Origin of the sequence: Granulibacter bethesdensis (assembly GCF_001889525.1) — a bacterium.
GTDB lineage: Bacteria > Pseudomonadota > Alphaproteobacteria > Acetobacterales > Acetobacteraceae > Granulibacter > Granulibacter bethesdensis_C.
This window is the reverse complement of record NZ_CP018192.1, coordinates 1-13,236: the sequence shown is the minus strand read 5'-3', so window position 1 is coordinate 13,236 and position 13,236 is coordinate 1. Positions and strand designations below refer to the sequence as shown.

Genomic DNA, 13,236 nt, shown 5'->3' with positions numbered 1-13,236 from the left:
GCCCACCCTTTGTAGCGTGCCCGACAGGATTGATGCCTTATGAATAGCTCTGACCATCCCGCCCCGGCAGCCTACGATGTGATCGTGGTCGGAGGAGGACATGCAGGCTGCGAAGCAGCAGCAGCGGCAGCCCGTACCGGAGCCATCACGGCCCTGGTCACGCATCAGGCAGCAACGATTGGTGAAATGTCCTGCAATCCTGCCATTGGCGGTATAGGCAAGGGGCATCTCGTGCGGGAAATCGACGCGCTGGACGGAATTATGGGACGCGCGATCGACCAGGCCTGCATTCATTTCAAAATGCTGAACCGGAGCAAAGGACCAGCCGTACGCGGTCCTCGCGCCCAGGCGGATCGGAAGCTCTATAGAAAAGCCGTTCAGACTATTCTTCATGCCACTCCCCACCTGTCCATTATTGAAGGATCGGTTGAGGATCTGATCACCAGCTCCGGCACACAACAGACCGTGCAGGGTGTTATTTTGCAGGATGGGCGGCGTCTGCCTGCCTCTGCCGTGGTTTTGACAACTGGTACCTTTCTGCGGGGCGTGATCCATTGCGGTGAACAGCGATCCGAGGCCGGACGTGTGGGGGAAGCACCGTCTATCGGTCTGGCAAAACGGCTGGATGAGCTTAATCTCCGTATGGGTCGGCTAAAAACTGGCACACCGCCCCGTATCGACCGCCGCAGCATCGCATGGGAGGATCTCCCGGAAGATCGTGGAGAAAATCCGCCGACCCCGTTCAGTACCCTGAACCATCACATTGATCTGCCACAGATATCCTGCCGCATCTCGGAGACCACCGCAGATACCCATCAGATCATCCGCGACAATCTGCACCGATCCGCGGTCTATGGTGGCATGCTGAGTGGCAAAGGGCCTCGCTATTGCCCTTCTATTGAGGACAAGGTCGTCCGCTTTCCCGATAAGACCCGCCATCAGGTGTTTCTGGAACCGGAGGGGCTGGATGATTTTACCGTCTATCCCAACGGCATCTCCACCAGCCTGCCAGCCAAGGTGCAAGAAGCCCTGCTTCATTCCATGCCTGGCCTGCATAATGCCATAATTATCAGGCCCGGTTACGCAGTGGAGTATGATTTCGTTGATCCTCGCTCCTTGCGTCCCTCTCTGGAGCTGAAGGAATTACCGGGGCTGTTTCTGGCCGGGCAGATCAATGGTACGACCGGCTATGAAGAGGCTGGTGCACAAGGGCTGATGGCCGGGTTGAACGCAGCCCGGAAAGCGCGGGGATTGGATAGTGTTACGCTCGACCGGTCTCAGGCCTATATCGGTGTTCTGATTGACGATCTCACCACGCATGGCGTCACTGAACCTTATCGCATGTTCACATCGCGCTCAGAATTCCGCCTGACCCTGCGGGCAGATAATGCCGATCGTCGCCTGACCCGTTGGGGTCGGCAAGCAGGCTGTGTCAGCGCCGAACGATGGAAGGCCTTTGCTGCCTATGATCAGGCCATGAACGACGCTTTGACGCTGGCTGCTCAGGATACACTGACACCTGTCCAGTTGCAGCAGATGGGGATTACCGTGCGACAGGATGGCCGCCGCCGTTCTCTGCTCTCTTTAATCGGTTCTGATCCTGAACAGGATCAAAAATTGAAGCAGGCCTTTCCCTGGCTGCACGATCTTGATCCACGCGTGCGGGAACAACTGGAAATCGAGGGGGCCTATTCCGGCTACCTGTCCCGGCAGGATAAAGAACGCCGTGTCCTGCAACAGGAGGATACGATTTTACTGAGCGATCATATCGATTACAGCGCTATTGGCGGTTTATCCGCTGAAATTCGGGATAAACTTCAATCCCTTCGTCCCACCTCATTGGGAGCAGCCTCCCGGATGGAAGGCATGACCCCGGCTGCCCTCGCAGCCATCAGCCATTTCGTTCGTCGCAAGCAGTGTTTCACGTGAAACAACCCAATCCTCACTGTCAGATCATCCGTACTCTCCTACCGGCCGGATCAGTTGTTTCACGTGAAACACAGGAAAAACTTGCCCTGTATGAGTCGCTGCTGACACGCTGGACCCGCACAGTTAATCTGGTCAGCCGGAATGATGTGGAGCATATTCGGGATCGTCACATCACAGACTCGCTTCAACTACTGCCTCTGCTGGAACCATTACCTGGACCTCTGATCGATATTGGCTCCGGCGGTGGATTGCCTGGCCTGGTTCTGGCGATTGCTACTGGCCGCGAAACCCATCTGGTGGAAGCAGACCAGCGCAAGGCGGCTTTTCTGCGCGAAGCCGCCAGAGCCACAGAGTCAACCAATGTCACCGTTCATGCCTGCCGGATCGAACAATGTAATATTGCTCCCGCCCCGGTTCTGACCGCCCGGGCGCTTGCTCCCCTGAACCTGCTGCTTGGTTATGCCTCACGCTTGCTCAGCAAAAACGGCGTTGCCCTTTTCATGAAGGGAAAAACAGCAGAGCAAGAATTGACGGAGGCCGCGACAGAGTGGCACATGCGCGTACAACTGAGCCCAAGCCGCACTCATCCCGAGGCTTCCATTTTACGGATAGACGAAATTTCTCGTGTCTGAGAAACCGAAAAGCCCCTTTCGGGCATTGAAAAAACCCTCCGGGCAGGTCTCCGAATCAACAGAGATTCCTTCCTCTCCGGTGATAACCAACAGCAAAACGCGACCGAAAATTCTCGCTATTGCCAACCAGAAAGGTGGGGTCGGCAAAACCACGACGGCGATCAATCTGGCCACCGCGCTCGCTGAAACCGGAGAGCGGGTACTGTTGATCGACCTCGACTCTCAGGGCAATGCGTCCACCGGTCTCGGCATCCCCCGCAATCAGCGTGGCCATGGTTCCTATGCCGTGTTGATGGGTAGCCACAAAGCGGCTGATGTCATACGCACAAGCATTGTCCCCAACCTGTTTCTGATCGTGGCAGAAACTGATCTGGCCGGCACTGAAGTGGAGCTGGTCGCCCAGAACCGCCGTGAGTACAGGTTGAAAGAGGCGCTGGACGCTCTCAAAAATGCTGACCAAGCCCCTGAACTTTCTTTCGATCACGTGTTGATTGACTGCCCGCCCAGCCTTGGTTTGCTCACATTGAATGCGCTTGTCGCAGCAGATTCGGTGCTGGTACCCCTGCAATGCGAGTTCTTCGCTCTGGAAGGCGTCACTCAGCTTAATCGTACGGTTCAAGCTGTGCGACGAGCGCTCAATCCGGCTCTAGAGCTGGAAGGGATTGTGCTGACGATGTTCGATCGGCGTAATAACCTGTCAGAACTGGTCGCGGCGGATGCAAGAGGATTTTTCGGTGCCAAAGTCTATGACACCGTGATTCCGCGCAATATCCGCCTCTCTGAAGCGCCGAGCCATGGCAAGCCGGTGCTGCTCTACGACAGCAAATCCTCCGGTGCGCAGGCTTATGTTCAGCTGGCAGACGAGTTACTGAAGCGTGAACGCAAGGCAGGGACGAAAGCGGTATGACAAAATCCCCCCAAGCGCGGCTGGGCCGTGGATTGGCAGCTTTGTTGGGCGATGATCTACCGACACAGGATACGGAGCGCCGTCATCCTGATATCGCCATGCTGGCGGTGGAACTGCTTGCCCCAAGCCCCTTTCAACCACGGGGAACCATTGAACCGGCTGCCTTGGCCGAGTTGACGGAATCCGTTCGTGCCAGAGGCATCCTGCAACCCTTGCTGGCCAGACCCGATCCCGATCTTGCCGGACGTTACCAGATCATCGCCGGTGAACGCCGCTGGCGGGCCGCTCAGGCAGCCGGGCTTCATGAAGTGCCTGTGCTGGTGCGTGCCCTGTCCGACAGCGATGCCATGGCCGCAGCCCTGGTTGAGAACCTGCAAAGGCAGGATCTCAATGCCGTTGAAGAAGCAGAAGGCTATCGCCGCCTGTCCGAAGAATTCGGCCTGACACAGGAAAAACTGGGCGATGCGGTCGGCAAATCCCGCAGCCATATCGCCAATACACTGCGGCTGCTCAATTTACCTTCCCCCGTCCTGCATGAAGTCAAAAAAGGTGCTCTCAGCGCAGGCCATGCCAGAGCCTTGCTGTCGCATGCCGATCCGGCAACAGCCATGCTGACGGTGCTGGCAAAAGGCCTTAATGTGCGGCAGACAGAGCAACTGGTTGCACGCAAAAACGCTCCTCCTGCTACGGCGCAGGAAAGAGCCGCCCGTCGTGATCCCGAAATTGCTGTTCTGGAACGCGACCTCAGCAATCATCTGGGGCTGAAAGTCACCGTCACCTATGATGGGCAGACTGGAGATGTCCGTATCCGCTACAAATCACTTGATCAATTGGATGGCCTGATCACCCTGCTGACCCGTTAACCCCCCCCTGTTAAACCCCTCTGGCAGCAGCCTGACGTGCCCGCAGAGCGATACTCATCACCGCCTGACGACAGATGATCTCATCAGGGGCACCGCTCTGCTTACAGGCTTTCTCGGCCTGCCAAAGCATGTCGCAGATCGCGGCCAGCATCTCATCCCGCCAGAGCGTCAGAGCCTTCGTAAAAGCAGGGGCCCGTTTGAAGAAAACCGGAGGCTTTGCCTGCCTGACAGCCTCAGCGGCGCTTGTTCCGTTTTCCTGCATCACCGCACGAAGCTTGCGAAGCCGCTGCATATGCTGAAGCGCCATTCTGACCACGGCAATCGAGGTCGTACCCTCCGCCAGAGCCAGCGACAGGGCTCGTTCAGCGCCTGCAATGTCACCGATGACAGACGCATACAGTGCATCTTCCAGTGATAATCCGGCGAGGTCACCAATACAGGCCTGTGCTGCCTCTATCGTCGCGGTTCCATCCTGACCGACATACAGGGCAAGCTTGTCGATTTCACGCCGCGTCAGGGCACGATCAGCCCCCAGATGATCGCAGAGCCATTTCAGCGCATCAGCCTCAATGGAAACACGATCCCGGGCCAAAGAGTCCTGAATGGTCTGGGACAGGCTTCTGCCTTCATCCGGATAGCAGGCAATAGAGGCCGCACTGGCCATTTTCTCAGCCAGCACACGAAGCCTGGAACGTGGCGTCAATGTTCCTGCTTCCAGAATGACCAGCGCTTCCCCCTGCCTCTCCAGACCGGCCTGCAGGGGAGCAGCGAAAATGTCGGCCGCTTCCCTGATTCTGATGACACGACGGCCACCCGTCAGAGACAGACCCGCCATTTCATTGAGAAGATCGGCCGCCTGTTCCGCGGCCAGTTCGATAACACGAAAAGGATCATCAATCTGCCCTGCCACCAGCCGTGTCAGGCTGGTCCCGCGCTCACGGACCAAACCATGATCATCCCCGTAAAGCAGCACAGCCCGCACAGCCTGATCAGGCTGACGCAAAAATGCTTCCGCCTGACGTGCATCAAATTTCATGCAGGCTGGACCTCAGCCTTTGCTGTCTGAAGCAACGGGCTTTATTGCTTCATCTGCCTGTTTTTTTTCGAAATACTGGGCAAGATCAAGCGTAATCTGGTTGGCAAGTTCCTCAGCCATACGGCGCAGGACCGTTTCCGAATTGATATCCATGGCAAAGAACTGACCATTCGACAGATCAATGCCATCGAGTGTGTAAGCACGTCCTTTGGTCAAAATCGTTTTTTTCAGATCGTCAGCCGTCAGGGTCCAGTTGGCGATCCCATGCATCCTGAGCCGGGTGGTCGAGTTATCGGGCATGATCCCGGCACTCTCGTTATTAACGGTATAAAAAACCGACAGCTCATAGCGAGGAAGTTTGCTTCCGCCTGTATAATCGAAGCGATTCTGCAATGCCTGACGCAGCAGCACGCCGTTATGATCACTGATCAGCGCCACCGAGATAGCTCTGAGCTGCTCCTGAACAGGGGAAAGGGCACCGTCCTTGCCCGGCGCATAGACAGCATGCCACCCACAACCAGGCAGCAGCAGCAACCCACCCAGTGACAGTAGCGTGCGGCGTTTCAGGTCCATGGTCTTTTCCCTATCCCACACGGGCCTGTCTGTGTGCGTCAGACAAGCCCGTGGATCAAAGCTTTTCCCTCTTTGCGGCCAACCGCGCAGACGGACCGCTACCCAACCCTGTGAACCCTATCCGGCAATGACGAAATTGACGATGCGGTTGGGAACATAGATGCGCTTGACGACGCGCTTTCCTTCCAGCGCCCGCATCACATTCGGATCAGCTTCGGCCTGCGCAATGACACTGTCCTGATCAGCATCGGGGGAAATGTCCAGAGTGGCGCGCAATTTGCCCATGACCTGAATCGCTATGGTGACCGACTGCACCACCAGCAGCGCAGGATCGGCAGATGGCCAGACCTGCTCGGCAACCAGCTTCGGCCCCTGTTCGATCAGTGCGGCCATTTCCTCTGCCAGATGCGGCATCATCGGTGCGATGATTCGTGACAGCAGGGTGATGGCCTCAACCCGGGCCGCTGTCATGCCCGGCTCGCCAGCCTTCTTTTCTGCTTCGGTCAGAGCATTGGCGAATTCATAAACCCGCGCCACAGCAACGTTGAAGTTGAACCCCTCCAGTGCCTCTGTCACGGCCGCCACCGTACGGTGGGTCATACGCCGTAACGTCATCGCCGCATCGGACGAGGCATCATCCCGGTTTGTTTCCTCCTTTGCGGTGCGTGCAACCGCCTCGGCCAGACGATAGAGGCGCTGGACAAATCGGTACGCACCGACAGCCCCGGCATCGGTCCACTCCATATCCCGCTCCGGCGGGTTGTCAGAGAGAATAAACCAACGCGCCGCATCGGCTCCGTAGCGATCGAAGATTTCTCCCGGTGCCACGGTATTGCGCTTGGATTTGGACATTTTCTCACCGCGACCGACCTGAACCGGTTCCCCGGTTGCCGTCTCGACCACCGTCTCGCCATGACGAGTAACCTCGACTGGCGAAAGCCAGCGTCCATCGGCAGCACGATAGCTTTCATGCGTCACCATGCCCTGCGTGAACAGCCCGGCAAACGGCTCTCTGACGGGTACATGGCCGGTATCGGCCATGGCCCGGGTGAAGAACCGGGCATAGAGCAGATGCAGGATGGCATGCTCAATCCCGCCAATATACTGATCAACCGGCAACCAGTTTTGCGCCGCTTCCTTGAGGACAGGCACATTCGCATGAGGGCTGGCAAACCGTGCGAAATACCAGGAGCTGTCGACAAAGGTATCGAAAGTATCGGTCTCTCGCACGGCTGCCGCACCACAGGAGGGGCAGGTCACATGCTTCCAGCTTGGATGATGATCCAGCGGGTTGCCGGGACGGTCAAAGGTCACATCCTCGGGCAAAGTAACGGGCAGCTGATCGGCGGGCACCGGAACCGGACCACAATGATCGCAATGGATGACAGGAATGGGGCAGCCCCAGTAACGCTGTCGACTGACACCCCAATCCCGCAGACGCCAATTGGTGACACCCTGCCCCCAACCCATCGCTTCCAGCCGGATAATGGCTTCCCGTCTGGCCGCATCCGGGGTCAGCCCATCAAAAGGTCCGGAGTTAAAAAGAATGCCATCTCCGTCATAAGCCTTCCTGCCGATCGTGAAGCTGGTCGCATCCTGATCAGATGGCAAAACCACCGGCGTGACAGAGAGATCATACTTGCGGGCGAAATCCAGATCGCGCTGATCATGTGCCGGGCAGCCGAAGACTGCGCCGGTGCCGTAATCCATCAGCACGAAATTTGCGATCCAGACCGGGAAGGTCTCGTCACAGAAAGGATGCCTGACCCTTAAGCCAGTATCGAAGCCGCGTTTCTCGGCGGCTTCAATGGCAGCTTCACTGGTGCCAAGAGAGCGGCATTCAGCCACGAAAGCAGCCAGAGCAGGATTATGTGCCGCCAGTGCTGCCGCAACAGGATGATCCGCAGCAATAGCCACGAATGACATGCCATACAGCGTGTCAGGGCGGGTGGTATAAACTTCGATCTCACGCTGATCACCCAGCGGCTCGACCAATGGAAAACGGAGCCTGGCTCCTTCACTGCGACCGATCCAGCGCGACTGCATGACCCTGACACGCTCGGGCCAACGATCGAGCTGATCCAGCCCTGCCAGCAATTCTTCAGCATAGTCGGTGATACGCAGGAACCACTGCGACAACTTCTTCCGCTCTACCGGCGCGCCAGAGCGCCAGCCTTTGCCGTCGATGACCTGTTCATTGGCCAGCACGGTTTCATCGACCGGATCCCAGTTGACCCAGCTCTCCCGGCGCTCCACCAGATTTTTTTTCAAAAAATCGAGAAACAGGGCCTGCTGATGGCCATAATAGGAAGGGTCACAGGTGGCGAATTCGCGTTCCCAGGTGATGGACAGACCCATGCGCTGCAATTCACCACGCATGGCGGCGATATTGTTCCAGGTCCACTCCCCCGGATGCACACCGCGTTCCCGCGCCGCATTCTCGGCCGGCAATCCGAACGCATCCCATCCCATGGGATGCAACACCTGATAGCCCTGAGCACGCTTGTAACGTGCCACCACATCCCCAAGCGTATAATTACGCACATGCCCCATATGGATCTGCCCACTGGGATACGGGAACATTTCAAGGACATAATAGGTTCTGGTACCCGGATCGGGCACATCAGGAACGGTAAAGCAGGCCCGCTCGGTCCAGGCCAACTGCCAGCGCCGTTCGGCGCCAGCAAAGTCATAGGAACGGTCCGGGCGCTGATCGCTCTGGAGATCGGTGATGCTGTCGGTCATAAACGGCTGTATTCCTCACAGCCGTTTTCTTGACAAGGGAAACCCTGAGGACTCTCTGGTTTCCTCCTATACCGTCAAAGCCTGATGCTGCCGCAGAAAGCCCAGCAAGGGCAGCAAAGGCATGCCAAGAATGGAAAAATAATCACCCTCGATACGATCGAACAACTGGATACCCGGTCCTTCCAGCCGATAGCACCCGACACTGCCCAGCAGTGCCTCCCCCTCGTGTGCCAGATACCAGTTCAGGAAATCCTCGCTGAAGCGGCGCATATGCAGGCAGGGCGTCTCGACGTGATGCCAGATACGGCTGCCCCCTTTGGCACAGACCACCGAGGTGACGAGATGATGCGCCCTGCCCCGAAAATCCAGCAACCGGGCGCGAGCACTTTCCAGATCAGGGGCCTTGTCGAACCATGCGTCTTCACAGACCAACAGCTGATCGGACCCGATGACCACAGAATCCGGATAGCGCCGCGAAATCCGCTCAGCCTTCAGATGGGCCAGAGCTGTCGCCGTCTCCGCGGCAGAAGCGCCTTCAGCCCGCATGGATTGCTTTACCATATCTTCATCAACAGCAGCCGGGATGCTGTCCGCATCAATTCCCGCCTGTGCGAGCATGGCCCGCCGGGCAGAAGAGGCGCTGGCAAGAATCAGCTTCATGACATGGCTCCGTCCTGACAGATGAAGGATCCGGCTATGGCGCGGCTAGCCACCAGGAGGCAAGGACCGCCGCCGTTCATGCCATGCCTCCACCAGTTGCAGCACGGTAGCCGCCGTTTCCTCGATCGAACGCCTGGTGACATCAATCACTGGCCAGCCTTTCCGCGCACAGAGACGCCGCGCCCAGATCAATTCGGCCTTGACGGACTCCAGATCAACATAAGCGGTATTCTGCTGCACATTCGGCTGGCCACCGATCAGTTTGAGCCGGTGGCGGCGAATTTCGATCAGGGCTTCAGGATCGATGGTCAAGCCAATCACGGGTACAATGGGCGCTTCCAGACCGGGCGGTTCCGGCAAGCCGGGAACCAGCGGAATATTGGCTGCCTTGACCCCGCGATTGGCAAGATAGAACGAGGTCGGCGTTTTAGAGGATCGTGATACCCCGACCAGACACAGATCGGCCTCATTGATCCCGACCTGAGCCTGGCCATCATCATGAGCCAACACAAAATGCATGGCATCGATCCGGCGAAAATAATCGGCATCCAGCACATACTGGCGACCGGGTCGGGCTATTGCCTGTTCCCCGATATGGTGTTGCAGCAAGGACAGAACCGGGTCCAGCACATGCACCACCGCAATGCCGATCCGCGAACAGAAATTCTCCAGCTCACTACGCAAGCCCGGCTCTATCAGCGTTGACAGGACCGGGCCGGGTTCAGCCTCAATCCCTTCCAGAACACGATGAAGCTGAAAACGGGTCCGGATCAGCGACCAGCGATGATAGATGATCTGTGCATGCTCAAACTGAGAGACAGTGGCCCGGGCGATAGAATTAAGCGTTTCTCCGGTGGCATCGGAGACCAGATGCAGATTCATGCGATGTGTGGTCATGACCCGAATCCATTTTCCTGTCTCCGCCCATCCTCAAGCAGCGTGCTGTCCGGAAGGTGCGGCCCTGAATGACCGTCGTGAATTACCGTAGTAACGGGGATAACCCCTCTTTCCGCCAAGGTCGCAAACCATGCGTATCGAAACAAGGGGACAAGCTCACGAATCAGAGGTACTGGGCATGAATCGTACACCCATGTGAAAAGTTTTCTGGATAAATGCTATTTCACTTTATCTATCAGTTACTTAAACGCATCTTTCGGTGTGGATAAAGTACGTAGTAAAATCTGGATTCCGGGTACCACGTTATCCACAGGGTTCTATCTACTCCCCTCTCTTTTCCTTTTCTTCTTTATCCTTTTTAAGCAGGTCTTATGAACAAACCGATCCTGCGCGTGCTCCGTGGTGAAGTACTCCCTGTTCCTCCCGTCTGGCTGATGCGTCAGGCAGGTCGGTATCTGCCCGAATATCGGGAGGTCAGAGCAAAAGCGGGCAGCTTTCTCGGTCTTGCCACCCATCCCGAATGGGCAGCGGAAGTGACCTTGCAACCTATTCGCCGTTTCGGAATGGATGCAGCCATTCTGTTCAGCGATATTCTGATGTTGCCATGGGCTTTGGGCTACGGACTGCATTTTGCCGAGGGTGAAGGGCCCATACTACCGAAACTTGAAGAAGCCGATATCGACCGATTGGATTTCAGCCAGCTCATCCCGCGGATTGCACCGATTATCGAAACCGTCACACGGGTTCGGGAACAGCTTCAGCAGCAGCATCCTGAAACAACACTGATCGGGTTTGCCGGCGCTCCGTTTACCGTCTCCTGCTACATGGTCGATGGAGGGGGTGCTAAAGAATTCCCCCGCACCCGGCATTTCGCCTACACAAATCCCGAGGCTTTTGACCGTCTGATCGCCCGCCTGACAGAAGCAACCATCATTTATCTGTCAGCGCAGGTCAAAGCAGGGGCGGAAGTGCTGATGCTGTTCGACAGCTGGGCCGGTTTACTGTCTCCGCTCAGTTTTGCCCGTTGGGTGACTGCACCGGCGCGCCAGATCACTGCGGCGCTGAAAGCACGCTATCCATCGGTGCCGGTGATCGGCTTTCCAAGGCTGGCTGGCACATTGCTACAGAATTATGCTTCAGAAACCGGGGTCAATGCGGTTGGGATGGATACTTCTGTTGATCCGGCTATGGCGCGCAAAATGGTGCCCGCGGAAATAGCGCTGCAAGGCAATCTCGATCCCTTGGCTCTACTCGCGGGCGGAGAGGCCATGAGGCATGAAGTATCCTCGATTCGTCAGGCTATGGCGGGACATCCGCATATCTTCAATCTTGGCCATGGCATTGTGCCACAGACACCGCCGGAGCATGTGGCCGAATTGTTGAACCTGATCAGAAAAATCTGAAACGGGCCGGGCAAGGTCAGGCTTTTCTACTCAGATCTTGCCCATCCGTGGTGTTGAGACGGGATGCGCAGAGAATGGCCAGCGCCGAAATGGCGGCAATGGTAACGAAGCCAGTTGCGAAATCAGTCATATCGGGCTGCGCACGTGGCCCTGCCAGCATGGAAAGGCTGACGGAGATACCGGCAATACAGATACCGGCCGACAGCGTCATCTGCTGAAACGTCGTGTAGAAGCTGGTGGCCTCACTCATCCGTTCACGCGGGACATCAGCATAGGCGATGGTATTGTAGGCAATGAACTGAAGCGCCTGAAACAGCCCGGCTGGAGCCAGCACCAGAAAAAACCATCCATGCGGCCATGATGGCTGAAATGTCGCACAGAGCAACACGGCCATACTGGACAGGGCGCCATTCCAGATCATCACGCGCCGGAATCCAAAACGGCGTAAAATTCTGGCGGCCCATGGCCTGATCAACAGTGAACCGGCAGCGCCGACAAAGGTCAGTGATCCGCTTTCAGCGGCACTCATGCCCATGCCGAGCTGCATCGTCATGGGCAGCAGGAACGGCATGGCTCCTGCCACCACCCGGCTGCACGCGCCTCCCAATACCGATAATCGGAAGGTACGGATACGCATCAGCATCGGGTTGAGGATCGGATGAGGGATAGTCCTGCTATGGCGCAGATACAGCCATCCGCTGCCAAATCCGATCAGGGTCAGAATGGCGGCGCTGGACAGAGCCCTTCCATCTGTGCCTGACGGGCCTCTGCCGAGCGTTTCCATGGCCCATAACAGACAGGCCAGGGCAGTTCCTGAAAGCAAAAGTCCCTTGACATCAAGCGGACGAAGCTCTGCCTCAGTCACATTGGGAACAAACCGTGCCGCAAGACCCATGCCAATCAATCCGATGGGCAGATTGATGTAGAAAATCCAGCGCCATGACAGCCATGTCGTGAAAAACCCCCCGACCGGCGGCCCCAGAATAGGCCCCAATGTGGCCGGAATGGTCATCCACGCAATAGCGGAGACCAGCTCATGGCGCGGCACGTTCCGTAACAGTAACAGCCGTCCTACCGGCACCATCATGGCCCCGCCCGCACCCTGCACCAGCCGGGCGATGACCATTTCCGGCAGGGCATTTGCCATGCCACAGACCATCGAGCCGGTTACGAACAAGGCAATGGCTCCCATGAAAATCCGGCGACTGCCGAAGCGATCCGCCATCCAGCCCGATGCAGGGATGAACACTGCCAGGCTGAGGAGATAAGCCGTCAGCGCCACGCTCATTTGCAGGGGGGCAACGTCAAAACTCTGCGCCATCTGGGGCAGGGCTGTGGCCAGAATGGTTCCGTCCATCAACTCCATGAACAGCGCAGCGGAGACGATGAGCGCCAGTATTCTCGATGATACTGGCCGGGAAGAGCGTGGCTGGGTCATAGGGTCTTTATGAACTGCCCAGCTGTGGTGAAAACGCCGGTGGCGCACATGGCGGGCTTGCATCCAGCCTCTGCCCTGTGTACCCGGCTCTGTTATATCTCCTTGTTCCCGGCTTTGTGATGGCCGGCCCTGTCGCACCATTGTCGATGAATC

General features: G+C 57.3%; 11 protein-coding genes. 5 read left to right on the top strand and 6 right to left on the bottom strand.

What is annotated here, in order from left to right:
* The first annotated feature begins 39 nt into the window (after positions 1 to 39).
* The 4 genes from mnmG (at position 40) to GbCGDNIH6_RS00040 (ending at position 4,331) form a co-directional block, all read left to right on the top strand.
* Entirely contained in the window at positions 40 to 1,929 is a 1,890-nt protein-coding gene (gene mnmG / locus GbCGDNIH6_RS00055; RefSeq protein WP_072562406.1) for a tRNA uridine-5-carboxymethylaminomethyl(34) synthesis enzyme MnmG, read from the top strand.
* Positions 1,917 to 2,561 carry a 16S rRNA (guanine(527)-N(7))-methyltransferase RsmG gene (rsmG, locus tag GbCGDNIH6_RS00050; protein WP_408874808.1) on the top strand — a complete coding sequence of 215 codons (645 nt, stop codon included), beginning with the start codon at positions 1,917 to 1,919 and terminating at the stop codon, positions 2,559 to 2,561. The genes mnmG and rsmG overlap by 13 nt, the downstream gene beginning before the upstream one ends.
* A gap of 64 nt (positions 2,562 to 2,625) precedes the next feature.
* Positions 2,626 to 3,468, top strand: coding sequence for a ParA family protein (locus GbCGDNIH6_RS00045; RefSeq protein ID WP_072564177.1), 843 nt, complete (start codon positions 2,626 to 2,628; stop codon positions 3,466 to 3,468).
* A complete protein-coding gene (locus GbCGDNIH6_RS00040; RefSeq protein ID WP_072562405.1) occupies positions 3,465 to 4,331 on the top strand; it encodes a ParB/RepB/Spo0J family partition protein in 867 nt (288 codons plus the stop codon). Before GbCGDNIH6_RS00045 ends, GbCGDNIH6_RS00040 begins: the two co-directional genes overlap by 4 nt.
* A gap of 10 nt (positions 4,332 to 4,341) precedes the next feature.
* Here GbCGDNIH6_RS00040 and holA read toward each other — a convergent pair whose 3' ends face one another.
* From holA to GbCGDNIH6_RS00015, 5 genes are all read right to left on the bottom strand, one after another.
* Positions 4,342 to 5,367 (bottom strand): DNA polymerase III subunit delta, encoded by a 1,026-nt coding sequence (gene holA / locus GbCGDNIH6_RS00035; protein ID WP_072562404.1) that lies wholly within the window; start codon positions 5,365 to 5,367, stop codon positions 4,342 to 4,344.
* A 12-nt stretch (positions 5,368 to 5,379) separates the two neighbouring features.
* Positions 5,380 to 5,940, bottom strand: coding sequence for an LPS assembly lipoprotein LptE (gene lptE, locus GbCGDNIH6_RS00030; protein ID WP_072562403.1), 561 nt, complete (start codon positions 5,938 to 5,940; stop codon positions 5,380 to 5,382).
* 117 nt (positions 5,941 to 6,057) lie between these two features.
* Complete coding sequence (gene leuS / locus GbCGDNIH6_RS00025; RefSeq protein WP_072562402.1) at positions 6,058 to 8,685, bottom strand: leucine--tRNA ligase; 2,628 nt, start codon at positions 8,683 to 8,685, stop codon at positions 6,058 to 6,060.
* Between the two features lie 66 nt (positions 8,686 to 8,751).
* On the bottom strand, positions 8,752 to 9,345 hold the full coding sequence (locus tag GbCGDNIH6_RS00020; RefSeq protein WP_072562401.1) for a Maf family protein: 594 nt from the start codon (positions 9,343 to 9,345) through the stop codon (positions 8,752 to 8,754).
* Positions 9,346 to 9,390: 45 nt separating this feature from the next.
* Positions 9,391 to 10,242, bottom strand: coding sequence for a pyruvate, water dikinase regulatory protein (locus tag GbCGDNIH6_RS00015; RefSeq protein WP_072562400.1), 852 nt, complete (start codon positions 10,240 to 10,242; stop codon positions 9,391 to 9,393).
* 371 nt (positions 10,243 to 10,613) lie between these two features.
* On the opposite strand from GbCGDNIH6_RS00015, the gene hemE reads away from it, so the two are divergent.
* A complete protein-coding gene (gene hemE / locus GbCGDNIH6_RS00010; RefSeq protein ID WP_072562399.1) occupies positions 10,614 to 11,645 on the top strand; it encodes a uroporphyrinogen decarboxylase in 1,032 nt (343 codons plus the stop codon).
* A 16-nt stretch (positions 11,646 to 11,661) separates the two neighbouring features.
* Here hemE and GbCGDNIH6_RS00005 read toward each other — a convergent pair whose 3' ends face one another.
* The gene (locus GbCGDNIH6_RS00005) at positions 11,662 to 13,083 is read right to left on the bottom strand and encodes an MFS transporter (protein WP_232449848.1); all 1,422 of its coding nucleotides are present in this window, start codon (positions 13,081 to 13,083) and stop codon (positions 11,662 to 11,664) included.
* Positions 13,084 to 13,236: the final 153 nt, after the last annotated feature.